Raw genomic sequence first — 26941 nt, forward strand, 5'->3', positions numbered from 1 at the left:
TGAAGACGAGGATTGAGGGAGAACCGGTGACGGACCAGGGGTCACCGACGCTCAGGCGGCAACCGTGGACGTGGCGATGGCGGACGGCTGCGGGCCGCCCGCCGCGGAGACCGCGACGAGCACCACCGAGGCGATCAACGCGCCGACGCCGAAGAGTGGAGACAGGCCGTGGTGTGCCGCCGCGTCACGCGGGGCGTGGGTGCCGTGCGGTGAAGCGGTCATGACAATCACGGTGATGGACACCACAACCCCGTCGCAATACAGTTCTGCTATGCAGAAACGCGTGATCGAGCGGCCGTCGTACGTCATCACCTCCGTCGACAACGCCCTACGCCTGGTCGTGCTGCTCCGTGACGTGGGCGCGGTGCGACTGTCGGATGCGGCCGCCGAACTCGGGGTGGCCAACTCCACCGCCCACCGACTCCTCGCGATGCTCGTGTACCGCGGTTTCGCCGTACAGGACGAGCATCGCGTCTATCACCCCGGGCCGGCACTCGGAGCCGGACCGGCACGACGCGGCTGGACCCGCGACCTCACCGATCGCGCACGGCCCTACCTCGAGGCGCTGACCGCCCAGACCGGGGAGACCTCCAACCTGGTGATCCGGGTGGGCACCCAGGCGAGATTCCTCTACTCGGCCGAATCCGCCACCATCCTGCGGGTCGGTGACCGGCAGGGCCAGGTGCTCGACGCACACCGCACCGCGGGTGGCCGGGCCCTGCTCGCCGAACTCGACGACGCGGTGCTCACCCAGCTCTACCTGCTACCCGACGGTCAACAGCGGCGCGACGACGCCGATCCCCGGCTTCCGGCCGACGAGTTCGCCGCGTTCAGCACGTCGCTGCGCACGATCCGCGACTCCGGCGTAGGCATCAACTTGCAACTGTCGGAGAACGGGGTGTCGGCATTCGGCATGGCCATCCACAATCACCGGGGTCTGACCCTCGGCGCGATCACCGTCGCCGTCCCGTCCACCCGCTACGAGCAGCACGCCCGCGGGCCGCTGATCGGCCAGATGCGGCGATGTGCGCACGAGATCGAGATCGACGTCGCCGACCTCGAACCCTGACGCCGGGACCCACCCGACCATCACCCACGTTCTGCTATGCAGAAACTCCGAGATCTTCCGTCGCCCTGCCCCTACCGTCGAGAGCAGTGATCCATCCCATAGGCAGACGGAGAACGCGATGACCACCACCACCCCCGGCGGGACCGACACCGCCCATGGCAGCGCCCCCGAAGAGGACGCGGCCCTCGACGCCCTGTATTCCGACTTCAACGCCGCCAACCTGATCCCGCTGTGGACCCAGATCGGCGACCTGATGCCGATGTCGCCCGCGCCCCGGGCGATCCCCTATGTCTGGCGATGGGCCGAGCTCCTCCCCCTGGCCGAGCAGGCCGGCAAGCTGGTGCCCGTCGGCCGCGGCGGCGAACGCCGCGCGATCGCGCTGGCCAACCCCGGTCTCGGTGGACGCCCGTACGTCAGTCCCACTCTGTGGGCAGCCATCCAGTACCTCGGACCACGCGAGACCGCACCGGAGCACCGGCACAGCCAGAACGCCTTCCGCTTCGTCGTCGAGGGCGAGGGTGTGTGGACCGTGGTCAACGGCGACCCGGTCGCGATGCGCCGCGGCGACTTCCTGCTGACCCCCGGCTGGAACTTCCACGGCCACCACAACGAGACCGACCAGCCGATGGCCTGGATCGACGGCCTCGACATCCCGTTCAGCCACTACGCCGACACCGGCTTCTTCGAGTTCGGCTCCGACGGCGTCACCGACGAGTCGATGCCCGAGGTCTCGCGGTCCGAACGCCTGTGGTGCCACCCCGGCCTGCGTCCGCTGGTCGGGCTCGACGCCAAGGTCAGCTCGCCGATCGCGTGCTACCGCTGGGAGTACACCGACGCCGCGTTGCGTCAGCAGCTCGAGCTGGAGACCGAGGGCTACGCCTCGACCACCGAACCCGGCCATGCCGCCGTCCGCTACACCAACCCGACCACCGGGGGCGACGTCATGCCGACCATCCGCGCCGAGTTCCACCGGCTGCGTGCCGGCGCACAGACCGCCACCCGCCGCGACGTCGGCTCCACCGTCTTCCAGGTGTTCGACGGCGAAGGCGAGGTCACCATCGGCGACGACCGCCGCGAACTGTCCACCGGCGACCTCGTGGTCGTCCCCTCCTGGGTGCCCTGGTCGCTGGCCACCGATCCCGGCATCGACCTGTTCACCTTCTCCGACGCTCCGATCATGGAGCGCCTGCACTTCGATCGCACACAGATCCAGAAGTAGCCCACCCCATCACCCGCCCCGCCCACGATAAGGACCACCACCCGATGAAACTCACCACCCTCCGCCTCGCCGGCACCACCACAGCCGCCCGCGTCGACGAGACCACCGCAACCGTGATCGATGGCTACGCCGATCTGGGAGCCCTTCTCGCCCAAGACAACTGGCGTGACATCGCCGAGGCCGCCGACGGCACCACCGTCCCCCTCGCCGACGCCGACCACGCCCCGGTGATCCCCCGCCCCGGCAAGATGTTCTGCGTCGGACTGAACTACGCCTCGCACATCGTGGAGATGGGCCGCGACCTACCGGAGTACCCCACCCTGTTCCTCAAGGTCGCCGAGGCCCTCACGGGCCCGTACGACGACGTCGTCGTCCCCGAATACGCTGCCGCACAGCTCGATTGGGAGGCCGAACTGGCCGTCGTCATCGGCAAGCATGCCTACCAGGTCACCGCCGCCTCGGCTGCCGACCACATCGCCGGCTATTCGGTCATCAACGACTACACGATGCGTGACTACCAGTACCGCACCCTGCAGTGGGATCAGGGCAAGAACTTCGAGAAGACCAGCGGTTTCGGGCCGTGGCTCGACACCGACTACCAGCTCGGCAGCCGCATCGAGACCCGCCTCGAAGGCGAGGTCATGCAGGAGTCGACCACCGATGACCTGGTGTTCAAGCCCGCCGAACTCGTCGAATACATCTCGCACATCGTGACCCTCAACCCGGGCGACGTCATCATCACCGGCACCACCGGCGGCGTCGGCCACGCCCGCAAGCCGGCCCGCTACATCGGCGACGGCCAGACCGTCGAGGTCACCGTCGAGGGTCTCGGAACCGTCCGGAACAAGACCATTGTCAAGTAACGTCAGCGCGGTGAGTGCCGACATCGCGGGCTTCCACCAGCTCCCCATCGACGAGCAACTGGCCATCGCCCGCAACGGAACCGCGTACTTCGTGCAGCACCTGGCACGCGTCTCCGACGACGAGCTCGCCGGGCCGTCACTGCTTCCCGGCTGGTCACGCAAGCATCTCGTCGCGCACGTCGGCTACAACGCCGCAGCCCTGTGCAACCTGATGACCTGGGCCGCGACCGGAGTCGAGACACCGATGTATTCCTCGGCCACACAACGCAACACGGAGATCGAGGACGGATCGACGTTGGGCGCGCAGGCCTTGCGCAACCTCGTCGATCACACCGCGGCACGTCTCGACGAGGCATGGCGGCGGCTGCCCGCCGAGAAGTGGGAGGCGCAGGTCAAGACCATCCAGGGTCGCACGGTTCCGGCCGCGGAGACCGCGTGGATGCGCACCCGGGAGGTTTGGATTCACACCATCGATCTCGGCGCGGGTGGCTCCTTTGCCGACTTCCCCGAGGCCGTGCTGCTCGACCTGTTCGGCGACATCGCCGGCGCTTGGGCCCGCAAGGGCAGCGGTGCCGAACTCCGGCTGATCACACCGGCAGGCACCACCGACGTCGACCCGGATTTCGCCGGTGATCACACCGAGGTGCGCGGGGAGTTGTCGGCCGTCGTCGGCTGGATGGCCGGGCGCACCGTCGACGGCGTGCAGACGACCACGGAAGTCGCTGCGCCGCACTGGCTGTGAACCACCGACGCCAAGCCGGCTGAGCTACGAAAAGTGGGGGAAGAAATCTCTTCCCCCACTTTCTCAGATTCGCCGACGTCGAGCCGTCCGCTACCCCGCCAGCGCCGCCGCGAGGTTGATCCGCAACCAGCCGCCGTTGGCGCCACTCTGATCGAGGGGGTAGCCGGCCGGAATCGCGGTGCGACGCAAGATGTCCAGCCGCTGCGCGTCGGTCAGGTTCGGGTACCGGCCACGCAGAAGCGCGGCGGCCTGCGCCGGGATCGTATTGGTCTGATTCGGGTTGATCCGCGCGAAGCCCCAGGTCATCTGCTCATCGGCTTCGGCGACGGCGGCGGTGTCGCTCAGATACGGCGTGTCCGCGGCGACGGCCTGCGCGACGGAGGTGCCCAGCGCGGCGCTCAACCGCGTACGCAACTGGACCCCGGCGCTGTCAATGAGCCTCGCGAACGCCGGGTCGGCCAACCGCTCGGCGGCCACGGCGAGCCCCATGATCCGCCCGCCCATCACATCGAGCGGATAGTGCACACCGAGAACCATTCGGCCATACCCGATCTCACCGGATCGGGCGATGATCTGCGGTCCGAGTTCGGGCAGCCAGTAGGCCAGCAGCGCACCCATCCAGTAGCCCTGGCTGGCGTGGCCCGACGGGTACGATCCGTTGCTCGCGAGTTCGGGGTACAGATCCGAACCCGGCCGGTTGTAGCGCTTGATCCGTGTCGGTGCGACGACGAAGGGCCGCGGGTTGTTGTAGTACTGCTTCTCGATCAGGGTGGTCTGCAACGGAATCCCGGCACGCGCGGTGTCACCCTCGACCAACTGGGCCACCTCGGGGATCCGACCCTCGGTGAGCAGTTGACGGAAGGTCGCACCGACCTTGGCGCCCAACGCCTCCGACAGCGACACGATCCGATCGTCGTAGTTGATGGCCAGCGCGTCGGCCTGCTGCGCGGCGGTGGCGTGGTTGTTGATGGCGACGACCGTCGACAGGTTCTGACCGATGACCTCGGGGTGGTCGGCCTTCACCGACGCGAAGCCGTCGAGGATCGGGATGTAGGTTCCGCCGGGCGGGACGTCCGAGGCAAATGGGCCGACGAGTTGTGCGGTGGAGAAACCCGCCGGCGGAGCCGCCGGAGCAGGTGCGGCCTGCGCGGTACCCGCGCCGACGAGGGTGAGGACGACGACCAACGAGACCAGGACAGTACGGATACGCATCGACAGCGACGGGACATGCATGGGAAACACTCTCGCGCATGCACATACACTCGGGCAAGACGGACAGGTGGCCGGTGAGCAGAATCGCGGCCCCAGGCGGGTCCGTTCATCCGATGTTTGCCGTCCGGTCACCCCGGTCGGATCACTCACCCGAGATCGATGTCCCCGGCCTCGACGCGCTGCCAGATCTCGTCGGTCTTCTCGATGGGAGCAACCAGACGACATGACACCTCGACCCTGCATCGATGCCTCCCCGGTGGCCTCCGTCAACCATGCCGATCCCCCGTGAGGCCGGATCGGTCGGCCGGCCCGTCGCCGGCGTCAAGCGCAATGTCATCGGGCGAGGACGAGATCCGCGGCTCGCGAAGAATCGGCGGGCGGCCTACGAGTATCCGCGCATCATCCGGACCGTCGACGAACTGCCATCACCACGCCTGCCCGAGATCGGCGTGCTGCCGAATCCACGCGTGCATCGCAATGCCCGCTGCCACACCGGCATTGATGCTGCGAGTGGATCCGAACTGGGCGATCGACACCGTCAGGTCGGCCCGCGACTGTGCATCGGCGCTCACCCCGGGGCCTTCCTGCCCGAACAGCAGGACGCATTCGCGGGGCAGATCAGCGGTCTCGAGCGGCACCGCGCCGGGTGTGTTGTCGACGGCGACGATCGCCAGGCCACGCTCCCGAGCCCAGGTGATGAGGTCGGCGACGGTGTCGTGGTGTTCGAGATGCTGATAGCGATCGGTCACCATGGCGCCCCGGCGGTTCCAGCGTCGCCGTCCGACGATGTGCACCGCTGCGGCGGCAAAGGCGTTGGCGGTGCGCACCACCGTGCCGATGTTGGCGTCGTGGGCGAAGTTCTCGATCGCCACGTGGAACGGGTGGCGGCGGGCGTCGATGTCGGCGACGATTGCCTCCCGCGTCCAATAGCGGTAGGCGTCAACCACATTGCGGGTGTCACCGTCGGCAAGGAGTTCCCGGTCGTAGCGGGGATCGTCGGGGATCGGGCCGTCATGTTCGGCCGACCAGGGGCCCACCCCGACGGGTGGGGTCGACGCCGACTGCCATTCGGTGGGGCCGGGCTCACCCGGACCCGACGCCGTTTCCGGTGTCACCGACCTCAGGCGAGGCCGAGATCGGCCAGGCTGAGCAGTGAACGGTAGGGCACACCCAACGCCTCGATGACGGCATCGGCGCCGGTCGCGCGGTCGACCACCGTCGCCACGCCGACCACGGTCGCGCCGGCCTCACGGGCGGCCTCGACGGCCGTCGACGGTGACGCGCCGGTCGTGGAGGTGTCCTCGACGACGAGTACCCGCTTGCCGACGATGTCGGGTCCTTCGATCCGACGCTGCATACCGTGCGCCTTGGCGGCCTTGCGCACGACGAAGGCATCGATGGCGCGGCCCGGTGCGTGCATGATCGCGGTGGCCACGGGATCGGCACCCAGTGTCAGCCCGCCGACCGCGTCGAAATCCCAGTCGGCGGTCAGCTGCCGCATCAGGGTGCCGATCAGCGGGGACGCCTGATGATGCAGGGTCGCCCGGCGCAGATCGACGTAGTAGTCGGCTTCCTTACCCGAGGACAACGTCACCCGCCCGTGAACCACCGACAGGTCGGTGACCAGGGCGGCGAGAACGTCACGGTCGGCGGCGTCGACGGTGGGCTGGGGGGTGGGCGCAGACACGGGCGAACTCACTCTCTTGCTGAACTGATCGGGTCGCGACCGGAGATCACTGACGCCGGTGGCGGTTGCGTCGCACCGGCATCTCGCTGGGGCCGGTGCGCGTCGCGCGTGGGGCGATACGGGTCTCCGGTGCGGGTGGCTCGTCATCGAAGTCGAGGTCGGCGTCCACGGGATCGAAACCGGTGGGATCGAAGCCGGGATCGAGGTCGGCACCGACGTCGCGCCGGGCCCGACGCGGGGCCGGCGGGCGTTCGGCCGGACCGCCGCCCCGCGCCCCGTCGGGACGCTTGCTCAGCAGGGTGGGCGGCGCCGCCCCGTCGGCGCCGTCCTCGCGGGCCGCGGCCTCGAGGCGGGCGCGACGATTCTTGTCCCGCATGTGGTCGGTCTTCTCGTCGGCCAGCTCGGCCCGGGTCGGGCCGTGCGGATCCCGCGGGTCCGGCGCGTCCTGCGGTTCCCGCAGCGGCGGCAGCACCCGCAGCAGGTCGGCGAATCGACGCACGACCTCCAGGGCCGTGTCCAGTTCGGCCGGGTCATCGGTCAGCGGGATCGACCCCAGCGCCCAGTTCCCCTCGTTCCACAGCACCTCGACGTAGGTGGGTGCCTTGGTGGCCAGCGCGACCATGCGGCGGTCGCAGACGCGGCGCGCGGCGTCGAGGTTGTTGGAGAACATCACCCGCGATCCCATCGCGCCGAGCAGTTCGACGTCGTCCTCGGCGGGCGCGAGAACATCCTCGTGGCGCAGGTCGACGACAACGCTCGACGGCGTGGACCTTCGGACGGCGATCACCGTCGCGGTCTCGGCGAGGTCGAACACCACTGCCTCGGCGCCGCCGTAGTGCCCGTAGGCCACGTTCTGGACTGCGATGTGGCCGGGGACGTTCATGGTCGCGCGGCGGAACACCGTTCGCAGCTTGGAGTCGGATTCACGGAACTTGAAGTCGTGCTCGTCGCCCCAGATGGCGCGTTGATGCCGCGTGACCGAGGAACGCCGGCGATCCAGCCACAGCAGAAACACCGCACCGGCCAGTGCGATGGCGGCGATCACGAAGTAGACGATGGTGGTCATCGCGCTACAGAGTACTTCAGGCGGTCGGCGGACCGCCCGGCACGACGTATCCGCGCCCCTTGTCGACGACGTTGTTCAGCGTCGCCGACAGCTTCGCATCGGGGTCGTCGGCATATCGTCGCAGGTTGTCGAGGATTTGCGCGGCGATCACCTCCCGCCAGCCCGCGACGTCGCCGCTCATGTGCGCCGAGATGGACACGTTGTCCATGTCCCAGAGCGGGCTGTCGGCGGGCAGCGGTTCGGTGACGAACACATCGAGTGAGGCCGCGCCGATCTGCCCGGCGCGCAGCGCCTCGATCAGCGCGGCCTCGTCGACGAGTGCGCCGCGGCCGACGTTGACGAGGTGCGCGTCGGGACGCATCGCGGCCAGCACGTCGGCATCGATCATGTTCTCGGTCTCGGCGGTGAACGGAGCGATCACCACGACGGTGTCGAAGTCGCCCACGTAGTCGGCCAGCTGTGCGGACTCGCGCACCTCACCGAAGTCGGGGTCGCCGGTCCGGGCGCGGCGTCCGGCCCCGGTCACCTCGATGCCGACCGCCCGCAGCAACCGTGCGATCTCGCGGCCGATACCGCCGGTGCCGATGACCAGCGCGGAGCGACCGGCGGCCATCAGGGTTTCACGATGCTGCCACCGATGTTCCCGCTGCAGTTCCCTGGATTCGTGTAACCGCTTGTCGCGGGCCAGGATCGAGGCCAGGACGAACTCAGCGATGGGGCGGTCGAAGGCGCCGTGCGCATTGGTCACCACGACATCGGAGGCGACCAGATCGTCGAACAGCAACGAGTCCACTCCGGCCGCGCACACGTGTATCCACCGCAGCGAGTCGGCGGCGGCCCAGTTCTCGCGGAGCGCGCGGGAGAAGTAGTCCCAGAGCACGAGGGCGTCGGCGCCCGGCAAAGCAGTGCCCAGGTCGTCGGCGGTGGCGTGCCGGATGACGGCGAGTTTCTCCAGTTCGGCCAGGTTGGGAGGGGGTGGCGCATCGGGCGAACCGAGCAGGACCACCACCGGATCGGGTGCAGCCATGCGCCCCACGCTACCGGCCGCGGAGATCCCCCGTTCGGGTACATTGACAGAACATTGTCATATTGACAGCTTTCTGTCATTATGGAGGAGCGCCCACCTCAGAGATCGGAGCTCCCCGTGCCCACCGTCCACCTCGCCCTCTACGACACCCTGGCCGACTGGGAATACGGCTACGTCGCCGCCGGCATCAACAACCCTGAATTCCAGCTCACACCAGGCGAATTCCGGATCGTCACGGTCGGCGCGTCCACCGACCCGATCACAACGCTCGGTGGCATCCGGATGGTCCCGGACATCGCACTGCCCGAGGTCGACCCCACCGACAGCGCCATGCTGGTGCTGCCCGGCGCGCAAACCTGGGAGAGCGACAATGACGACTTCGTCGAAGCCGCACGGCGATGGGTCTCCGCCGACGTTCCCGTCGCCGGGATCTGCGGCGCCACCATCGGATTGGCACGCGGCGGACTCCTCGACGACCGCGCTCACACCTCCAACGCCGCCGAGCAGCTCGCGCCGACCGGATATCGAGGAGCCGGCCACTACGTCGACGCTCCCGCCGTCACCGGACGCGGCGTCATCACCGCGGCCGCCGTCGCGCCGGTGGAGTTCGCGCGAGAGATCTTCGCGCAGTTACGGATCTACGACGAAGCCGTCCTCGACGCCTGGTACCAGCTCTACGGCCACCGCGATCCGTCCGGCTTCTATCGGCTGGCGGGTCAGCAATGAGAGAGCAGCCTTCTCATCAGGAACTCTTGAGCCGGTCGGCACTGACGGCGTTCCGACTCAACGGCCAGTTCCTCGCTCTCGCCGAGGAACTGGCCCGCCCGGCCGGCCTGACCGCGACTCGGTGGCAGGTGCTCGGTGCCGTCCTGGAACGTCCGCTCACCGTGTCCGACATCGCCCGCGCCATGGGCATCACCCGTCAGAGCGTGCAGCGCACCGCCGACATCCTCGCCGCCGACGGCCTGATCGCGTACCGGGACAATCCCGCCCACGTTCGCGCCAAACTCGTCGCACCCACCGACGCCGGGATCGCCGCGGTACGACGGATCAACCCGCAGCACAGTGCCGCCGCAGACGCGCTCGCCGAGCGACTCGGCGAGCAACGATGGCAGGCCGCACTCGAAGCACTCGAAGCACTCTCGGCCGCGTTGACAGCGCCCTGAATCCCGCTGACAGCGCTCTCAATTCCGTTGACAGCGCCCTGAATCTCGTTGACAGCGCCCCGAAGCCGGATGCGTCGGTTCCCCAGGTGACGAGTGATCAGATCCGCACCGCGATCACGCACGTCTCATGACCGAGTTCGCGCGTCAGGTCGGCCACGAAGTCCTCGGACAGCGGCCACCACCACGTCCAGAACCTGATCGCGAACTCGCCGAGCGCCCACCGTTCGCCGTCGGCCCACTCCCAGTCACTCGTGCGCAGTACCGCACCACACCCGGGACAGGGCAGCGAGTCGACGGCTTCGGGCGATTCCAGCCACTCGGTGAACATCTCCGATGCCTGCGCAACCCAGTCGTCGAGGTCGACTTCGCAACCGCAGCGAGGGCACCGTGCTGCGGTCCCCACATTCTCACCCGGATGGAACACCCGGCGTTCGGTGACGAACTCGATGCCTTCGGCCTCCATGTCACAGCCCGGGTCAAGGTGCACCGTCGTTGCGGCGCCCGATCCGGGTAGCCAGAGCGCCCCGCCACCGAGCGCATCGGTCCGCTCGTCGACGATGACACCGCGGCCCAGGAGCCATTCCCGCATGCGTTCGTAGAGAGCCGCCACGTCACCCTCGCCCCCGACGTCGAGGTCCACGATGTCGACACTGGTATCACTCACCGGTCAATCCGATCACGGATCGGTCCTGCGCGCCCGACGCCGGATACACATCCGGGCGCCGTCAACGGAATCCGGGCGCCGTCAACGGAATCCGGGCGCCGTCAACGGAGATCAGAGTGATCACATCCGCACCGAGATCACGCACGTCTCATGACCGAGTTCGCGCGTCAGGTCGGCGACGAACTCCTCGGACAGCGGCTGCCACCAGTTCCAGAAGCTGATGGCGAACTCGCCGAGTGCCCAGCGTTCCCCGTCCACCCACTCCCAGTCACTCACGCGCAGGTCGGCACCGCACCGAGCGCACGGGAGAAGGTCGACACCATCGGAATCCCACCACTCGTTGAACACGTCCCAAGACCTGGCCTGCCAGGCGTCGCAGTCCTCCTCGCCACCGCAGCGCGGACACCGCGCGGCCCGCCCCACCAGCTCGACCGGGCTGAACACCTGCCGCGCGCTGACGAATTCGACACCCTCGGACCACATCTCACGACCCGGGTCGAGGTCGACGGTCGTCGTGGCGGCCGGTCCCGGCAGCCAGAGCACCCCGCCGCCGAGCGCACTGTCCCGCTCATCACGGATGACGCCGCGGTCCAGGAGCCACTCGCGCATCCGGTCGTGAACAGCCACGACGTCCACCTCACCCCGGACCTCGATGTCCACGATGTCGACCTTCGTATCACCCATGACCGCCATCTGATCACGCCGCACCTTCCCTCGAGCACGGCAGACGCGGTGTCTAATTGTTGACAATCCGACGATGAGGCCTCACGGTGGACCCATGACCGCCGTGGCACCCCGCACCCAGACCGCATCGTTGTCGCCGATCCTCAAACAGGCCACGCCGGTCGTGGTCGATCACGCGCAGGGTTCGTGGATTCACGGCACCGACGGCAGGGATTACCTCGACTTCACCACCGGAATCGGCGTGACCAGCACCGGACACTGCCACCCACGCGTCGTCGCCGCGGCACAAGCGCAGTGCGCCAAGGTGATTCACGCTCAGTACACGACGGTGATGCATACGCCGCTACTGGAACTCACCGAACGGCTCGGCGGAGTCCTCCCACCCGGACTCGACTCGGTCTTCTACGCCAACTCCGGCTCGGAGGCCGTCGAGGCCTCCATCCGCCTGGCCCGGATGGCCACCGGACGGCCCAACATCATCGTCTTCCAAGGCGGATTCCACGGACGCACCGTCGCCGCGGCCAGTCTGACCAGCGCCGGAACCCGATTCTCGGCCGGCTTCTCCCCGCTGATGGGCGGTGTGCACATGGCGCCCTTCCCCTACGCCTACCGATACGGGTGGGACGTCGAGACCACCGTCGACTTCGCGCTCGCCGAACTCGACTACCTGCTCACCTCGCACGTCGCCCCCAATGACACCGCCGCATTTCTCATCGAACCCGTCCTCGGCGACGGTGGCTACCTGCCCACCCCGCCTCGATTCCTGCACGGCCTGCGTGAACGTGCCGACGCACACGGCATCCTGCTGATCGTCGACGAGGTGCAGGCGGGCTTCGGCCGCACCGGCAGGTTCTGGGGACACCAGCACGCCGACGGCCTCATCCCCGACATCCTCATCACCGCCAAGGGACTCGCCTCCGGCTTCCCGATCTCGGCGATCGCCGCTCCCACCGAGGTGATGAGCAAGGCATGGCCGGGTTCGCAGGGTGGTACCTACGGCGGCAATGCGGTCGCCGCGGCAGCCGCCATCGCCACCCTCGACGTCATCGACGACGAAGGCCTCGTCGAGAACGCCCGGGTACGCGGGCAACAGTTGATCGACGGAATCCGGAGCGCCACCGCACCTTTCGACACTGTCGGTGACGTCCGCGGACTCGGACTGATGGTCGGGGTCGAGTTCGTCACCCGCGACGGGGAACGCACCGTCCCCGATCCGGCAGCCGCCCTGGCCGTCCAGCAGGCCACCACCGAACACGGCCTGCTCACCCTCACCTGCGGGCCGGCCGGCAACGTGGTCCGCCTGATCCCGGCGCTGGTGGTCACCGAGGACGAGATCGCCACCGGCGTCGACCGTTTCACCGCCGCACTGGAATCGGCGCTGGGCGCACGAGCGCTGGGCGGATGAGCTCGCCCGTCCTCGCCGACCTCGCCGCGCACGGTCTGTCCGTCGACGACTCATCACGCCGACGCGCCGAATACTCCTACGACGCCTCCAATTACCGTGTCCCACCCCTGGCGGTGGTGTTCCCCCGCAGCGCCGACGAGGTGGCGACCGTCGCGCTTCTGTGTCATCGCCACCGGGTCCCCATCGTCGCCCGCGGCGGCGGAACCTCCATGGCAGGCAACGCGATCGGCGCCGGGATCGTCCTCGACCTCTCGCGTCACCTGACCACGGTCAGCACGATCGACGCCGACGCACGCACCGCCACCGCCGACGCCGGCGTCATCCTCGCCGAACTCGCCACCGCGGTCGGACACGCCACCGACGGTGCCCTCACCTTCGCGCCCGATCCGTCGTCGGCGTCCCGGGCCACCATCGGCGGAGCGATCGGCAACGATGCCTGCGGCAACCACTCCGTCCGGTACGGACGTACCAGTGACCACGTGTTGTCACTGGACCTCGTCACCGCCGACGGCCTGCGGATCACCGCCACCCGAACGGGTTTGGCCGCCACCCGGCCCGGCGACGCCGCCGCCACGGCACGCGCCGCCGACCTCACCGAGTCGATGCGCGAGCTCATCGCACGCAATCTCGCACCCCTGCGCACCGAACTCGAGACCATCTCTCGACAGGTATCCGGATACCACCTCGCACACCTGTTGCCGGAGAACGGGTTCGACGTCGCCCGTGCACTCGTCGGCAGCGAGGGCGGCTGCGCAATCGTGGTGGCCGCCACCGTGCGACTCGTACCGGCCGCGACGTCGCAGCAATTACTCTGCGTCGGTTACCGTTCCGTCGCCGACGCCGCCCGCGACGTGCCGGCGATCCTGCCGTTCGAACCGTCCGCGATCGAGGGGATCGATCACGCCATCGTCACCACCATGGCGGCCCGACGCGGACCCGACACCATCACGGGTCTGCCCGACGGGCAGTCGTGGTTGTTCATCGACCTCGACGACCACAGTGCCCGGGCCATATCCGAACCCGATGTGGCGTCGACCAGCAAACGACTGCTCGAGCACCTCACCGCGCAGGGCCGGATGGTCGATGCCGTCCTCGTCGACGATCCGTTGACCCGAAAGTCCCTGTGGCGCATCCGCGAGGACGGAGCGGGATTGTCGGCGCGCCTGGTCACCGACAGCACAGCCGACAGCCCACCCGAGGACGACACCACCGCCGCAACGGCCTATGAATCCTGGCCCGGCTGGGAGGACGCGGCCGTCGCCCCCGACCGGCTCGCCGACTACCTCGTCGACTTCCAATCACTGCTCGACGAGTATCGCCTCACCGGGGTGATGTACGGCCACTTCGGCGCCGGCTGCATGCACGTGCGCATCACCTTCGACCTCCGTACCGCCGACGGGCGGGACACGATGCGCCGATTCTGCACGGCCGCAGCACGACTCGTCGTCGCCCATGGCGGTTCCCTGTCCGGCGAGCACGGTGACGGACGTGCCCGGTCCGAGTTGCTGCCCATCATGTACTCGCAGGCCATGCTCACCGCATTCGGTGAGTTCAAGAGGGTCTGGGACCCCGACGGCATCCTGAACCCCACGGCCATCGTCGATCCCGCGCCGATCACCGCGAATCTCGCGTTGGCCGACGTGAGCAATCGGCCGTGGTCGGACACCGACGACTCATCCACGCCGCCAACGACACTCGATCCCTTCATCCATGCCGTCCAGGGATGTATCGGCGTCGGACGGTGCCGCAGCTCCAGCGGCGGCGTGATGTGTCCGTCGTATCGGGCCACCCGCGACGAGAAGGACTCCACCCGCGGCCGGGCCCGGGTGCTCCAGGAGATGGTGCGCACCGCCCCCGACATCCAATCCGGTTGGCGGTCCGACGATGTGGCCGAGGCCCTCGACCTTTGCCTGTCCTGCAAGGCGTGCTCCTCGGACTGCCCGACCGGCGTCGACATGGCGTCCTACAAGTCGGAGTTCCTGCATCAGCACTACCGGAGACGACTGCGTCCCGCATCGCACTACTCGCTGGGATGGATGCCCGCGTGGCTTCCCGCCGCCACCGCGACCGCACCGATCATCAACCGCTTTCTGCACATTCGCCCGGTCCAGCGGGTCGCCTCACGGCTCGCCGGCGTCGATGCCCGCCGAGCCATGCCCGCATTCGCCACCCGACGCCGGGTGCGGGAATCCCTCGACGGATTGACCGCCCCGGACCCGCACAGCGACACCATCCTCCTCGTCGACACCTTCACCCGCGCATTCCGGCCGCAGGTGGCCGCCGCCACCGCCCGTCTCCTCTGCGCCACCGGCGACGCGGTGGGTACCCGCAGTGACGTCTGCTGCGGCCTGACCTGGATCTCCACCGGGCAGCTCACCCACGCCCGAAAGGTTCTCGCCCGCACCGCCGATGCCCTTGACGACGGTACCGACCGCCCCATCGTCGTACCCGAACCGAGTTGCGCCTCGGCACTGCGCACGGATCTCCCCGAACTCGTCGACTCCCCGGCCGCGCATCGGGTGGCGGCGCGGGTCCACAGCATCGCCGCATTCCTCCCGCGGTTGATCGAGGCGGGATTCACCCCCGAGGGCCTACCCGAGTCGGTGACGCTGCAGACCCACTGCCATGAGTACGCCACGTTCGGGGCGTCGACCGGCGCGGCCGCGCTGCGCAGCCTGGGTCTGACCGTCCACACCGCCGACGGATGCTGCGGCGTGGCGGGCAATTTCGGTTTCGAACGCGGCCACTACGAGGTCAGCCGCCAGGTGGCCGAGCAGGCCCTCGCACCGGCCTTGCGTACCGATCCACGAAACCCGGTGATCACCGACGGGTTCAGCTGTGCCATGGCCGTCGATCACCTCGCCGCCACCGATCCCCTGATCTCGGCCACCGGCACTCACCTCGCCGAGATCCTCGCGCCACCACCGAAAACCGTTGACAGCGCCCGATTCCCCGTTGACAGCGCCCGCGCACCCGTTGACAGCGCCCGATTCCCCGTTGACAGCGCCCACCCACCCCGGAGGCACCCATGACCACCACCGAATCCCGCACACACCCGGCGATCGACGGTATCCCCACCGATCTGCTGATCGACGGCCGGTCGACGCCCGCCGCGTCGGGTCGCCGATTCGACGTCGAGAATCCCGCCACCGGCGAGATCCTGACCACCGTCGCCGATGCCGACGCCGATGACGCGATGGTCGCCCTGCGAGCCGCGGCCGCACACCAGGCCCGGTGGGCGACGACGAGTCCCCGCCACCGCAGCGAAATCCTCTACCGCGCCTATCAACTCATCACCGACCGCGCCGACGAGTTCGCCGCGGTGATGACCGCCGAGATGGGTAAGCCCCTCGCCGAGGCCCGCGGTGAGGTAACCTACGCTGCGGAGTTCTTCCGGTGGTTCGCCGAAGAAGCGGTCCGTATCCCCGGCGATGCGACCACGACCGGTGACGGCGGCAACCGGATCGTCGTCACCCGACGTCCCGTCGGCCCGTGCGTGCTCATCACTCCCTGGAACTTCCCGCTCGCGATGGGAACCCGCAAGATCGGCCCGGCCATCGCCGCGGGATGCACGATGGTGTTCAAACCCGCCGAGCTCACGCCCCTCACCTCCCTCCTGCTCGCCGAGGTGCTGCGCGACGCCGGACTCCCCGACGGCGTTCTCAACGTCGTGACCACCACCGATCCCGCCGACGTCGTCGGCGCCTGGATGAGTTCGGGCCTGGCCCGCAAGGTCAGTTTCACCGGCTCCACCGAGGTCGGCAAACTCCTCATCGCGCAAGCCGCCGACCATGTGATGCGCACCTCGATGGAGTTGGGTGGCAACGCACCGTTCATCGTCTGCGATGACGCCGACATCGACCGCGCGCTCGACGCCGTGATGGTCGCCAAGATGCGCAACATGGGGCAGGCTTGCACCGCAGCCAATCGAATCTTCGTCCACCGCAGCATCTTCGACGAGTTCGCCGACGGACTCACCCAGCGAATGCGCGCCCTGACGATCGGCGACGGCGCCGCCGACGGCACGCAGGTGGGTCCACTGGTCGAAGCGAAGGCCGTTGCCAAGGTGGAGCGGCTCGTCACCGACGCGGTCGATCGTGGCGCCGAAATCCGTTGTGGCGGTATTCCTGTCGATGGTCCCGGACACTTCTATCCGCCGACCGTGCTGACCGGTGTGAGCGGCGACGCCGAGTTGATGCGCACCGAGATCTTCGGTCCGGTCGCGGCGCTGATCCCGTTCGACGGCGACGGCACCGACGCCGACGACACCGTGATCGGCATGGCCAATGCCACCCCGTGGGGTCTTGTCGGTTATGTCTGCTCCGCCGACGCCGACCGCCTCGCCGAGATTGCCGATGCGCTCGAAGTGGGTATGGTCGGACTGAATACCGGCCTCGTCTCCAACCCGGCCGCCCCGTTCGGGGGTGTCAAGCAGTCCGGGCTCGGCCGCGAGGGCGGTCGGCTCGGGATCGAAGAGTTCCTCGACGTCAAGTACACATCCACCCCGATACGGCAGAGGAAGCGTTAGGTGTATCTCGGAACCCAGCTGTTCACCGACAGTGAGTACGCCGACCGGCTGACCCGCGTGCGGGAACGTATGGATCAGCAGGGGCTCTCGGCACTCATCGTCACCGAACCGGCAAACCTCTTCTACCTCATCGGCTACAACGCGTGGTCCTTCTACACCCCGCAGATGCTCTTCGTACCCATCGAGGGCGACCTGGTGTTCTTCGCTCGCGAGATGGATGCCCATGGCGCTCATCGCACCACGTGGCTGCCGGAGGAGCAGATCGTCGGCTATCCGGAGAGCTACGTGCATCGCCCGCACGTGCATCCGTTCGACTGGGTGGCGTGGGCGTTGCGGCAGCGTCATCTGATCGCCCCGGCGTCGCGTGCCGGATCGGTTGGCCTGGAGATGGATTCGCACTACTTCACGCCCAAGGCGTACCGCGCGCTGTACAACGCGATCCCGGAGTGGAAACTCGTCGACGGCTTCGAACTGGTCAACTGGGTGCGATCGGTGAAGTCCGACGCGGAGATCCAGTTGATGCGGCAGGCCGGGATGGTGTGTTCGGAGGCGATGCGCGCCGCCATCGACACCGTCGACGTCGGGGTGCGGCAATGCGATGCGGCGGCGGCCATTTCGCAGGCACAGATCACCGGCACCGAGGACTTCGGCGGCGATTATCCGGCGATCGTCCCGATGATGCCGACCGGCGCCGCCGCCGACACCCCGCATCTCACCTGGCATCAGGGCACTTTCGCGAACAACGAGGCCGTCGTCATCGAACTCACCGGCGCACACAACCGGTATCACTGCCCGCTGGCCCGCACGGTCGCGCTCGGCACGCCGTCGAAGGATCTCGACTACGTCGCGCAGGCCACCGCCGAAGGCCTCAACAATGTCCTCGACGCCATCCGCCCCGGGGTGGCCACCCGGGAACTCGCCTCTACCTGGAACTGGACGCTGGCCAAGTACGGTCTCGAAAAGCCCTCTCGTCTCGGCTATTCCATCGGAATCGGGTATCCGCCGGATTGGGGTGAGCGCACCATCAGCATCCGCACCGAGGACGAGACGATCCTGGAGACCAACATGACCTTTCACATCATCTGCGGAATGTGGATGGAGAACTACGGTTTCGAGCTGTCGGAGTCGGTTCGGGTGAGCCCGACCGGGGTCGAGACGTTCACCAGCTTCCCCCGCGAACTCATCCAGAAGTGAGATGCCCCCATGACATTCACCGCACCAACCGCACCCACCATCCCCCTCGCCGGACGCGCCAAGGACCTCGTCGGGTCGATGATCGACTCGTCGACCTCCCTGCTGGCGGCGCAAACCCACGACATCGTCCGATTCGCGATGGGTTCCCCCGCCGACGAGGCCGTCCCGGCCGAGGAGTTCCGGCAGATCGCCGGTGAGATCCTGGACAATTCGTCCTTCACATACGGCGCCACCGAGGGTGAACCACGACTGCTGCAACTGCTCGTCGACTACCTCGCCACCACCCCGGATCCGTCGACGCATGACCGCCTCGTCATCACCACCGGCGGTATGCAAGGGCTCGACCTCGCGTCGAAACTCTTTGTCGATCCCGGTGATCTGGTCATCGTCGAGTCCCCCACCTACACCAACGGCAGCGCCACCGCCCTCTCCTACGGCGCGCAACTCCTCGAGGTGCCCGTCGACGACGACGGCATGCAGGTCGACACCCTGGTCGATCTCGTCGAACGCACGCGCCGGACACCGAAGGCCATCTACACCATCCCCACCTTCCAGAACCCGTCCGGCGTCACCCTGAGTGAGGAACGCCGGCGGGAACTGCTGCGCCTGGCCCATCGGTGGGGTGCGGTCATCATCGACGACGACCCGTACGGTCTGCTGCGCTTCTCCGGCGAGGACATCCCCACCTTCCAGACCCTCTCCCCCGGCGATCCGCTGGTGTTCTCGGTGCGCACGTTCTCCAAGATCCTCGCGCCCGGCTGGCGGGTCGGCTGGGTGGACGCCGATCCGTCGCTGCGCCAACTGCTCATCAACGGCAAGCAGGCGATGGACACCTGCACCAACGTCCCCAATCAGCACATCGTCGCCGAGTACATCGCCCGCGGCGGCCTACAGGATCATCTGGCCTCGCTGCGCACGCTGTACCGGGAACGCAAGGACGCGATGCTCTCCTCGATCGGCCGTCACCTCGGTGATCGCGTCACCACCACCAACCCGGACGGCGGGTTCTTTCTGTGGGTGACCCTCGGCGCGGAGTTCGCCGAGATCGATACCCGGGAGCTCTTCGAGGTGGCCCTCACCGACGGCGTCGCGTTCATCCCCGGCCCCGCGCTGTCCCCGAGCGGACGGTTCCGCAACGCGCTGCGACTCTGCTTCGCCTCGTCGACCCCCGAGCGTATCGAGGAGGGTATTCGGCGTCTGACGGGCACTCTTGAGAGGATGTCAGCACGACCCTGACTCCCGGGTTGTGTGACGAAGGGACCCGAGCGTGACCCCCAGCGAATCCGGTGCGGCAGCCACGTCGACGATGATCGACGTCGACGAGCTCATCGCACTGACCGTGGCGCTCGTCGGGGCACCCAGCGAGAATCCCGGTGGCACCGAGGCAGAGGCCGTCGGTGTGTTGGAAAAGGCTTGCCAGAAAGCCGGTTTCACCGTGTCGACGCAGGAGGTGGCACCCGGGCGCCCCAATCTCGTCGCCACGTTGCCGGGCGGCGACGGCCCCGGGTTGATGTTCCTCGGGCACTCCGACGTCGTCCCCGCCGGACCCGGGTGGTCCGGCGATCCGTACCGTGCCCGCGTCGTCGATGGCACGATCCTCGGACGCGGCAGCACAGACATGAAGGGCGGTCTGGCCGCGGTGGTGGCGGCCATGTCGGCACTGTCTCGCTCCGGCGCCATCTTGTCCGGGCCGGTGACGCTGGTCTGTACCGTCGACGAGGAGGAACACGGCGCCGGTGTCCGCGACTTCGTTCGGCGCCCATCCGGGGAGTACCTCGGCTGTGTGGTCGCCGAACCCACCGGCCTCACCGTGGTACGCGGTTGCCGCGGCGCCTCCTACATCGAGGTCGACATCACGGGTCGCGCAGCACATTCCGGCCGCCCCGATGACGGCGCCAGCGCCATCTACGCGGCCGCCGCCATCGTCGATCTCATCCGCGCCGATCATGTCGCGATGGTCGGGTCCGCGCAGGGCCTACTGGGTTCGGGTACATGGAATGTCGGCACTATCGCAGGCGGACAAGGTATTTCGGTGGTCGCCCCGATGGCGTCGCTCGGTATCGATCGGCGACTGATGCCCGACGAGGACGCCCACGACATCGCCGCCTGGCTGCGTACGCGTATTCACGACGCCGGCATCGATACCGGCGGTATCGGTGTCGAGGTCAAGGTGACGATGGAGATGCCGGGTTTCGAAACCCCCGCCGATCACCGCCTGGTGACCACCGCCGTCGACACGATGTCTGCCATCGGCGCCCCCACCACCGTAGGCGGCTGGACCGCCGCCTGCGACGGCGGATTCATCAGCCGCGACAAGGGTATTCCGGCAATCGTCTTCGGCCCGGGCGAGATCAACACCCAAGCCCACCAGCCCGACGAGATGGTCCGTATCGCCGACCTGCGCACGGCTGCAACGGCATACGCACTGATGGCGCAGGACCTACTCGGCTGAGACCGTCGGTCGAGTAGCCGCGAGGAACGAGGGCGTATCCGCCGGGCCGAGCTTGTCGAGGTCGAGACCACCCACCCCCGCTGGTCGAGGTGCGAGGAGCCCCCAGGGCGACGAGCCTCGAGACCACCGCAACCCGAAAACACAGCCAGCCCAAGACTTCCCAGCCCCAACCCACCAGGCCTCGACACGACCTCCGTTACGACGAAGCTCAACGCAAGGCTAACGCTCCGGTCAGCTCGACCAGCGGACATGGCTCACAACCAGCGGGCGGTCACCCCGCCGGCTGAGGACGCACCTACCGCCGACCGGAGAGCACCCCGGCGCCTTCCGACACCTCGAGATCTTCTGTGCGTTCCGGTATCTCGGTGCCGCGAATCGAGCAACCGGCGGTCTCCTTGAGGAAGACCAGCGCGACCATGCCGATGGCGCAGGCGCCCATCATGTACACCGCGGGGAACAGATTCCAGCCGGTCGAGTCGACCACCGCGTCGTTGACGAGTGGTGCGGTACCACCGAAAGCCGCGGTCGCGACGTTGTAGGAGATCGCGAATCCCGCATATCGCACCTGGGTGGGGAACATCGCCGGAAAGGTCGCCGAGATCGTCGACAGCTGCGGAATGTAGAGCAATCCGAGGATGACGAATCCGACGATGGCCCAGGCGAATCCCTGACCCATGAGCCAGTACAAGGGCAGCGACAGGACGAACAGTCCGATCAACGATCCCCACCACATGGGTTTGCGTCCGGTCGAATCCGACCAGGCACCGAAGAACGGGATCATCACCATCATCACCAGCTGGCCGATCAGCACGACCGTCGAACCCGACGACTCCGACAACCCGATCGTGCTCTTCAGATACGTCGGCTGATACGCGAGCAGCGTGTAGTTCACCACGTTGAGGGCAATCACCATGCCGAACATGATCAGAATCGGACGCCAGTAGTTGCTCAGCAGGTCCTTGAACCGGGTCCACGCCGTGCCGGTGATCTCGTTGTCCTGCTCGAGTTCCTGGAAGACGGGGGTGTCCTCCATCTGCGACCGCAGATACAGGCCGATCAGACCCATCGGCAGCGCGATGAGGAACGGGAGGCGCCAGCCCCACGTCTGCATCTGCTCGTCGCTGAGCAACACCTCCAGCAGCAGCACAAACGCGGTGCCCGCGGAGAATCCGGCGAGGGTGCCGAATTCGAGGAAGGAACCGAACCGGCCGCGCTTGCGGTCGGGCGCGTACTCGGCCATGAATGTGGCGGCGCCGCCGTATTCGCCGCCGGTGGAGAATCCCTGAATCACGCGCAGGGCGATCAGCAGGATCGGTGCCCAGACGCCGGCCACGGCATGTGTGGGCAGCACACCGATCAGGGCGGTGGCCAGTGAGATCAGAATGATCGTGATGGCCAGCACCGACTTTCGTCCGATGCGATCGCCGATCGGTCCCCAGATCATGCCGCCGAGGGGGCGGAGCACAAACGAGATCGCGAATCCGAGCATCGTGCCGATGGTGCCGAGATGGCCGGGAAAGAAGGCCTGGGTGAGATAGGTGGTGGTGGCGGCGTAGACGCCGTAGTCGTACCACTCGGTGGCGTTGCCGATCGCTGACGCCCCGATTGCCTTACGGAGCAGCGCTTTTCCTTCTCGCGACTCCGGATCGGGTGCGAGGTCCTCGAAGCTGGCCGAGGAGTTTGCCGTGGTCATCTGTGCCTCTCTGGTGGAGTCGGGGGCCAGTTGTTCTCGGGCTGACTCACATCGGTGGGCGATGATCTCGGACGTACCTCGGTCCTCGAGGGCGATGACCAACCGGTCTAGGAGACTTCTTCTCCTGCCGCGGCGTCACCGATCAAACGGTGCAGCCCGTCCCTCATGTGTTCGATCATCAGCACGTCGGCCGCCGGCGCATCTCCTGCCGCGATGGCGTCCACCAATGCCTGGTGTTCGTCGATTCGGTCCTTTCCCGAGGAGTACGTTCCCCGCATCGCCCGCAGGCACATCCGTGTCTCCACGAGAATCGTCTCGTGCAGGCGCGAAAGCCGCTGACTTCGAGCATGTTCCACCAACGTCTGGTGAAACACCATGTCGGCCTCGGCCATGTCGGGCCCGTTGGGGTCGTCGGCGTACTCGCGCATCAGTACGACCGCGTCGGACAGGGCCGCAATCGATTCCGGGTCGTCGTGTGCAATGACCTGCTCGATTGCCGCCCGCTCCACCGCGGTTCGCGCAATGTACATGTCCCGAATGTCGTCATCATCCATCGAGACGACGAACAGTCCGCGGTTGCGGTGACTCACCAGCAGACCTTCTGCGGTGAGGCGTTGCATCGCCTCGCGCAACGGACCGCGGCTGACCCCGAGATCGGCCGCCAGGCCTGATTCCGTCAGTTGCGAACCAGGCGGAAAACTACCGTCGGCGATGGCCTCATGCAACTTGCGGGCGATGATCGCCGGTGTCGATTCCTGCACGATCGGCGCCAACACCCGTGTGCGTCCCGAGGTCGAGTCACCCCGGCCTCGTGAGCGCGCATCCGCCATCTCTGCTCTACCTTCTTACTCTTCACCGGCCGCAATGTCAGCTTCGCGCTGGACATCCAACGCGAATCCCATCCTGACCAGCTACTTCACGCGTCGATCCGACAAGCCCACAACTCGCACTACCATTGTGCGATTGTTGACAATCTACTCGGATGTCGCGGCGCCTGGCAACCACACCGACGATTCATCCCCGCACGAATCGGTACCCCATCCCGGCCTCGGTCAGCAGATGCACGGGGTGACCGGGATCGTCCTCGAGTTTGCGGCGCAGACTCGCCAGATACACCCGCAGATAGTTGGACTGATTGAGATACGACGGCCCCCACACCGCGCCGAGAATGTCGCGCTGGGACACCAACTTTCCCTCGTTGCGCACCAACAACTCCAGAATTCCCCACTCGGTCGGCGTGAGATGCACCGGCTCGCCGGAACGCGTCACCTGTTTGGCGGTCAGGTCCACGACGAATCCACCGGCATCCACCACCGCCGAACCCGGGGTATCCGACACCGCGGCACCACGCCGGACCGCCGCACGCAGCCGCGCGAGAAACTCTTCCATCCCAAAGGGTTTGGTGACGTAGTCATCGGCACCGGCGTCGAGTGCGGCCACCTTGTCGACGGATTCGCCCCGCGCCGAGAGCACGATCACCGGAACGTTGGTCCACCCACGCAGCCCTTGCAGGACGGTGATGCCATCGATGTCGGGAAGTCCGAGATCCAGCACAACGACCTGCGGGTTGGTTTTCGCCGCGGCCGCCAGAGCCGACGCCCCGGTCGAGGCGGTGGTGACCTGAAAACCCCGCGCCGCCAGATTGATCCGCAATGCTCGCAACAACTGTGGCTCATCGTCGACGACGAGCACCCGCACCCCGTCACCCATCGACGACCTCCCCGACCCCGTCACCCTGCACCGCGACATCATCGTGCACCGCCTCGGAGGTCGGCAACGTGATCACCATCGTCGTCCCACCTCCCGGCGTGTCGACCACCGCCAGCGTGCCACCGATCGCCGAGACGAATCCGGCGGCCACCGACAATCCCAGGCCCACACCACCGTCGGCGCCATTGCGGTCACCGCCCTGGGTGAAGGGTGCGAACACCTGATCCCGGCGATCCGGTGGGATTCCCGCTCCGTGATCGATCACCCGGATCACCGTCTGTGACTCGCCACCCTCCGATACCTCCGGCGCCACCTCGACCTCCACCTCCCCCCCGCCGTGCCGCACCGCGTTGTCGATGAGGTTGGCCACCGCCCGCTCCAGCAATCCGCCGTCGGTATCGGCCCACACGGTGCCGAAGGTCATCCGCACCTCGGGATTGCCCGGTTCTCGCCGCGTCACGGTCGCGACAGCGCGATGAAGGACCTCCACCAGATAGGTCCGTCGACGCTGCGGCCGCACCGCTCCCGCAGCGAGCCGCGTGGAGTCCAGCAGGTTGCTGATCAGTGCCGCGAGCTGATCCACCGATTCTTCGATGGTGGCCAGCAGTTCGGCGGTGTCCTCGGGACCGAAGGTGACGTCGGTACTGCGCAGGCTCGACACCGCCGCCTTGGCACCGGCCAACGGTGTGCGCAGGTCATGACTCACCGCCGAGAGCAACGCCCGCCGCAACTCGTCGGTCTGCGCCAGCGCCCGCGCCTGGGCGGCCTGCGCCTCGAGGTCGCTGCGTCGCACCGCCGCGGCGGCCTGCGTTGCCACGGAGGTCAACACCCGACGGTCCCGCCCACCGACAGCCGGTCCGGCCAGCAACAACTCGAACTCCCCACCCGGTACCGGACACACCGTGTCGGCCTGCTCGGGACTCGTCGGCGGCCGCTCACCCACGGCCGCGGCCACCCGATGCGTCGTGGCGGACTCGGTGCGCACCACCGCGACCGCCCGCTGATCGTAGGTCTCGCGCACCTTCTCCAGCAGCCCGCCGACACCGGCACCACCGAGCACCGCATCACTGAACAGGGCCAGCAGTTCCGCGTCACGACCCGCCCGCTGCGCCTGCACCCTCCGCACGGTGGCCGAATCCACCAGCACCGCAACCGCAATGGCCACCACCAGCAACACCAGAATGGTGATCATGTTGTCGGGTTCGGCGATGGTGAAGGTGAACCGCGGATCGGTGAAGAAGTAGTTGAGCAGCAGACCCGACACCACCGCCGACAACGCCGCAGGCCCGACACCGCCGAGCATCGACACCGCCAGCACCGCCACGAAGAACAGTGCCGATTCCGACGCGAAGCCCAACCACCGATCCAGAAATGCGAGTACCCCGGTCATCACGAGCGGAATGACCAGTGCCGCCAACCAACTCAGCGGCCGATGAAACCGGGTGTCGCGGATGTCGAGTCGCGACCTGCGCCGGGTCTCGTCGTGGGTCACCATGTGCACATCGATGCGCCCGCTGGAACTGACGACGGTGGCGCCGACGCCCTCGTCGAAGATCCGTTTCCAGCGCGGTCGCCGGGATGTCCCCAGCACCAACTGGGTGGCGTTGACCCCGCGCGCGAAGTCGAGCAGCGTCGACGGGATGTCGTCGCCGACGACGGTGTGGATGCGCGCCTTGAATCCCGCTGCGAGGTCGCGCAATTCGTTCAGATCCGCGGCGCCGGACAGGCCGTCCCCACGAATCACGTGGACCGCCACCAACTCCGCACTCGACCGCGACGCGATCCGGCTGGCCCGCCGCAGCAGGGTGGCCGATTCCGGCCCACCGGTGATGGCCACGACGACCCGTTCGCGTGCCTCCCAGGTATCGGTGATGGCATGTGCCGCACGGTAGTCGGCCAGGTTGTCGTCGACCTGATCGGCCAGCCACAGCAGCGCGAGTTCCCGCAACGCCGTCAGGTTGCCCTGCCGGAAGTAGTTGGTGAGTGCGCCGTCGATCCGTCCGGCGGCATACACCTTGCCCGCGGTGAGCCGTTGCCGCAACGCTTCCGGGGCGATGTCGACGAGCTCGATCTGATCGGCGGCGCGCACCACGTCGTCGGGAACCGTCTCGCGTTGCACCACGCCGGTGATCTGTTCGACGACGTCGTTGAGGCTTTCCAGGTGCTGGATGTTGACGGTGGTCAGCACGTCGATCCCGGCGTCGCGCAGATCCTCGATGTCCTGCCGGCGTTTGGCGTTGACCGAACCGGGCGCATTGGTGTGCGCCAGCTCGTCGACCAGTGCCACCTGCGGACGACGCGCCAGCACCGCGGCGAGATCCATCTCCGACAGGGTGGTGCCCCGATGGGTGACTTCGTGGCGCGGGACGACCTCCAGTCCGTCGACCATGGCCGCGGTGGCCGCCCGGCCGTGCGTCTCGACCACGGCGACCACCACGTCGACACCCTCGTCGACCAACCCGCGTGCCCCGGCGAGCATTTCGTAGGTCTTGCCGACACCGGGGGCGCACCCGAGGAAGACCTCGAGGCGCCCTCGGCCCTCACCTGCGATGACCATCCT

General features: G+C 67.7%; 24 protein-coding genes. 12 read left to right on the top strand and 12 right to left on the bottom strand.

Annotation, left to right across the window (positions count from 1 at the left end; translation table 11 throughout):
• Window positions 1-51: 51 nt before the first annotated feature.
• On the bottom strand, window positions 52-222 hold the full coding sequence (locus tag ABLE94_RS21395; protein ID WP_348807081.1) for a hypothetical protein: 171 nt from the start codon (window positions 220-222) through the stop codon (window positions 52-54).
• A gap of 49 nt (window positions 223-271) precedes the next feature.
• Here ABLE94_RS21395 and ABLE94_RS21400 point away from each other — a divergent pair, with 49 nt between their 5' ends.
• From ABLE94_RS21400 to ABLE94_RS21415, 4 genes are all read left to right on the top strand, one after another.
• Window positions 272-1069, top strand: a complete 798-nt coding sequence (locus ABLE94_RS21400) for an IclR family transcriptional regulator (protein WP_348809803.1) — start codon at window positions 272-274, stop codon at window positions 1067-1069.
• Window positions 1070-1187: 118 nt separating this feature from the next.
• A complete protein-coding gene (locus ABLE94_RS21405) occupies window positions 1188-2288 on the top strand; it encodes a cupin domain-containing protein (RefSeq protein WP_348807079.1) in 1101 nt (366 codons plus the stop codon).
• A gap of 44 nt (window positions 2289-2332) precedes the next feature.
• Entirely contained in the window at window positions 2333-3151 is an 819-nt protein-coding gene (locus ABLE94_RS21410) for a fumarylacetoacetate hydrolase family protein (protein WP_348807078.1), read from the top strand.
• 10 nt (window positions 3152-3161) lie between these two features.
• Complete coding sequence (locus ABLE94_RS21415) at window positions 3162-3893, top strand: maleylpyruvate isomerase family mycothiol-dependent enzyme (protein ID WP_348809784.1); 732 nt, start codon at window positions 3162-3164, stop codon at window positions 3891-3893.
• Between the two features lie 90 nt (window positions 3894-3983).
• Here ABLE94_RS21415 and ABLE94_RS21420 read toward each other — a convergent pair whose 3' ends face one another.
• The 5 genes from ABLE94_RS21420 to ABLE94_RS21440 form a co-directional block, all read right to left on the bottom strand.
• Window positions 3984-5126, bottom strand: a complete 1143-nt coding sequence (locus ABLE94_RS21420) for an acid phosphatase (protein WP_348807076.1) — start codon at window positions 5124-5126, stop codon at window positions 3984-3986.
• A gap of 404 nt (window positions 5127-5530) precedes the next feature.
• Window positions 5531-6220, bottom strand: a complete 690-nt coding sequence (locus ABLE94_RS21425; protein WP_348807075.1) for a TrmH family RNA methyltransferase — start codon at window positions 6218-6220, stop codon at window positions 5531-5533.
• 5 nt (window positions 6221-6225) lie between these two features.
• On the bottom strand, window positions 6226-6792 hold the full coding sequence (pyrE, locus tag ABLE94_RS21430) for an orotate phosphoribosyltransferase (protein ID WP_348807074.1): 567 nt from the start codon (window positions 6790-6792) through the stop codon (window positions 6226-6228).
• Between the two features lie 46 nt (window positions 6793-6838).
• Window positions 6839-7858, bottom strand: a complete 1020-nt coding sequence (locus tag ABLE94_RS21435) for a TtfA family protein (RefSeq protein WP_348807073.1) — start codon at window positions 7856-7858, stop codon at window positions 6839-6841.
• Between the two features lie 16 nt (window positions 7859-7874).
• Window positions 7875-8885, bottom strand: a complete 1011-nt coding sequence (locus ABLE94_RS21440) for a D-2-hydroxyacid dehydrogenase (protein WP_348809785.1) — start codon at window positions 8883-8885, stop codon at window positions 7875-7877.
• Window positions 8886-9002: 117 nt separating this feature from the next.
• Between ABLE94_RS21440 and ABLE94_RS21445 the strand changes: the two genes are divergently transcribed.
• Both ABLE94_RS21445 and ABLE94_RS21450 read left to right on the top strand, forming a co-directional pair.
• A complete protein-coding gene (locus tag ABLE94_RS21445) occupies window positions 9003-9611 on the top strand; it encodes a DJ-1/PfpI family protein (protein ID WP_348807071.1) in 609 nt (202 codons plus the stop codon).
• Entirely contained in the window at window positions 9608-10051 is a 444-nt protein-coding gene (locus ABLE94_RS21450; protein WP_348807070.1) for a MarR family winged helix-turn-helix transcriptional regulator, read from the top strand. The genes ABLE94_RS21445 and ABLE94_RS21450 overlap by 4 nt, the downstream gene beginning before the upstream one ends.
• A gap of 97 nt (window positions 10052-10148) precedes the next feature.
• On the opposite strand, the gene ABLE94_RS21455 is transcribed toward ABLE94_RS21450, so the two are convergent.
• Together ABLE94_RS21455 and ABLE94_RS21460 are read right to left on the bottom strand one after the other, a co-directional pair.
• On the bottom strand, window positions 10149-10715 hold the full coding sequence (locus ABLE94_RS21455) for a hypothetical protein (RefSeq protein WP_348807069.1): 567 nt from the start codon (window positions 10713-10715) through the stop codon (window positions 10149-10151).
• Window positions 10716-10835: 120 nt separating this feature from the next.
• Window positions 10836-11399, bottom strand: coding sequence for a hypothetical protein (locus tag ABLE94_RS21460; RefSeq protein ID WP_348807068.1), 564 nt, complete (start codon window positions 11397-11399; stop codon window positions 10836-10838).
• Between the two features lie 94 nt (window positions 11400-11493).
• Between ABLE94_RS21460 and ABLE94_RS21465 the strand changes: the two genes are divergently transcribed.
• The 6 genes from ABLE94_RS21465 (at window position 11494) to ABLE94_RS21490 (ending at window position 20978) form a co-directional block, all read left to right on the top strand.
• The gene (locus ABLE94_RS21465; RefSeq protein WP_348809786.1) at window positions 11494-12804 is read left to right on the top strand and encodes an aspartate aminotransferase family protein; all 1311 of its coding nucleotides are present in this window, start codon (window positions 11494-11496) and stop codon (window positions 12802-12804) included.
• Window positions 12801-15836 (top strand): FAD-binding and (Fe-S)-binding domain-containing protein, encoded by a 3036-nt coding sequence (locus tag ABLE94_RS21470; RefSeq protein WP_348809787.1) that lies wholly within the window; start codon window positions 12801-12803, stop codon window positions 15834-15836. The genes ABLE94_RS21465 and ABLE94_RS21470 overlap by 4 nt, the downstream gene beginning before the upstream one ends.
• Window positions 15833-17332 (top strand): NAD-dependent succinate-semialdehyde dehydrogenase, encoded by a 1500-nt coding sequence (locus ABLE94_RS21475; protein ID WP_348807065.1) that lies wholly within the window; start codon window positions 15833-15835, stop codon window positions 17330-17332. The genes ABLE94_RS21470 and ABLE94_RS21475 overlap by 4 nt, the downstream gene beginning before the upstream one ends.
• The gene (locus tag ABLE94_RS21480) at window positions 17333-18526 is read left to right on the top strand and encodes a M24 family metallopeptidase (protein ID WP_348809788.1); all 1194 of its coding nucleotides are present in this window, start codon (window positions 17333-17335) and stop codon (window positions 18524-18526) included.
• A gap of 9 nt (window positions 18527-18535) precedes the next feature.
• Window positions 18536-19762, top strand: a complete 1227-nt coding sequence (locus tag ABLE94_RS21485; protein ID WP_348809789.1) for an aminotransferase-like domain-containing protein — start codon at window positions 18536-18538, stop codon at window positions 19760-19762.
• A gap of 70 nt (window positions 19763-19832) precedes the next feature.
• Entirely contained in the window at window positions 19833-20978 is a 1146-nt protein-coding gene (locus ABLE94_RS21490; RefSeq protein WP_348809804.1) for a M20 family metallopeptidase, read from the top strand.
• Between the two features lie 295 nt (window positions 20979-21273).
• Here the strand turns inward: ABLE94_RS21490 and ABLE94_RS21495 are convergent, their stop codons facing one another.
• The 4 genes from ABLE94_RS21495 to ABLE94_RS21510 all read right to left on the bottom strand — a co-directional run bounded on the left by ABLE94_RS21495 (window position 21274) and on the right by ABLE94_RS21510 (window position 26938).
• Complete coding sequence (locus tag ABLE94_RS21495) at window positions 21274-22671, bottom strand: MFS transporter (RefSeq protein WP_348809791.1); 1398 nt, start codon at window positions 22669-22671, stop codon at window positions 21274-21276.
• 107 nt (window positions 22672-22778) lie between these two features.
• Entirely contained in the window at window positions 22779-23501 is a 723-nt protein-coding gene (locus tag ABLE94_RS21500; RefSeq protein WP_348809792.1) for a GntR family transcriptional regulator, read from the bottom strand.
• A 184-nt stretch (window positions 23502-23685) separates the two neighbouring features.
• Window positions 23686-24381, bottom strand: a complete 696-nt coding sequence (locus tag ABLE94_RS21505; protein ID WP_348809793.1) for a response regulator — start codon at window positions 24379-24381, stop codon at window positions 23686-23688.
• On the bottom strand, window positions 24374-26938 hold the full coding sequence (locus ABLE94_RS21510) for a DUF4118 domain-containing protein (protein WP_348809794.1): 2565 nt from the start codon (window positions 26936-26938) through the stop codon (window positions 24374-24376). The genes ABLE94_RS21505 and ABLE94_RS21510 overlap by 8 nt, the downstream gene beginning before the upstream one ends.
• Between the last annotated feature and the right edge of the window lie 3 nt (window positions 26939-26941).

Source organism: Gordonia sp. VNK1, from assembly GCF_040049135.1.
GTDB lineage: Bacteria > Actinomycetota > Actinomycetes > Mycobacteriales > Mycobacteriaceae > Gordonia > Gordonia oleivorans.

What these genes read in the sequence shown, in the direction of transcription:
- ABLE94_RS21505 (WP_348809793.1), bottom strand. Translation starts at nt 24,381, where the DNA reads ATGGGTGACGGGGTGCGGGTGCTCGTCGTCGACGATGAGCCACAGTTG.
- ABLE94_RS21460 (WP_348807068.1), bottom strand. Translation starts at nt 11,399, where the DNA reads ATGGGTGATACGAAGGTCGACATCGTGGACATCGAGGTCCGGGGTGAG.
- ABLE94_RS21490 (WP_348809804.1), top strand. Translation starts at nt 19,833, where the DNA reads ATGATCGACGTCGACGAGCTCATCGCACTGACCGTGGCGCTCGTCGGG.
- ABLE94_RS21475 (WP_348807065.1), top strand. Translation starts at nt 15,833, where the DNA reads ATGACCACCACCGAATCCCGCACACACCCGGCGATCGACGGTATCCCC.
- ABLE94_RS21435 (WP_348807073.1), bottom strand. Translation starts at nt 7,858, where the DNA reads ATGACCACCATCGTCTACTTCGTGATCGCCGCCATCGCACTGGCCGGT.
- ABLE94_RS21510 (WP_348809794.1), bottom strand. Translation starts at nt 26,938, where the DNA reads ATGGTCATCGCAGGTGAGGGCCGAGGGCGCCTCGAGGTCTTCCTCGGG.
- ABLE94_RS21440 (WP_348809785.1), bottom strand. Translation starts at nt 8,885, where the DNA reads ATGGCTGCACCCGATCCGGTGGTGGTCCTGCTCGGTTCGCCCGATGCG.
- ABLE94_RS21400 (WP_348809803.1), top strand. Translation starts at nt 272, where the DNA reads ATGCAGAAACGCGTGATCGAGCGGCCGTCGTACGTCATCACCTCCGTC.
- ABLE94_RS21405 (WP_348807079.1), top strand. Translation starts at nt 1,188, where the DNA reads ATGACCACCACCACCCCCGGCGGGACCGACACCGCCCATGGCAGCGCC.
- ABLE94_RS21470 (WP_348809787.1), top strand. Translation starts at nt 12,801, where the DNA reads ATGAGCTCGCCCGTCCTCGCCGACCTCGCCGCGCACGGTCTGTCCGTC.
- ABLE94_RS21395 (WP_348807081.1), bottom strand. Translation starts at nt 222, where the DNA reads ATGACCGCTTCACCGCACGGCACCCACGCCCCGCGTGACGCGGCGGCA.
- ABLE94_RS21420 (WP_348807076.1), bottom strand. Translation starts at nt 5,126, where the DNA reads ATGCATGTCCCGTCGCTGTCGATGCGTATCCGTACTGTCCTGGTCTCG.
- ABLE94_RS21495 (WP_348809791.1), bottom strand. Translation starts at nt 22,671, where the DNA reads ATGACCACGGCAAACTCCTCGGCCAGCTTCGAGGACCTCGCACCCGAT.
- ABLE94_RS21500 (WP_348809792.1), bottom strand. Translation starts at nt 23,501, where the DNA reads ATGGCGGATGCGCGCTCACGAGGCCGGGGTGACTCGACCTCGGGACGC.
- ABLE94_RS21450 (WP_348807070.1), top strand. Translation starts at nt 9,608, where the DNA reads ATGAGAGAGCAGCCTTCTCATCAGGAACTCTTGAGCCGGTCGGCACTG.
- ABLE94_RS21485 (WP_348809789.1), top strand. Translation starts at nt 18,536, where the DNA reads ATGACATTCACCGCACCAACCGCACCCACCATCCCCCTCGCCGGACGC.
- ABLE94_RS21465 (WP_348809786.1), top strand. Translation starts at nt 11,494, where the DNA reads ATGACCGCCGTGGCACCCCGCACCCAGACCGCATCGTTGTCGCCGATC.
- ABLE94_RS21410 (WP_348807078.1), top strand. Translation starts at nt 2,333, where the DNA reads ATGAAACTCACCACCCTCCGCCTCGCCGGCACCACCACAGCCGCCCGC.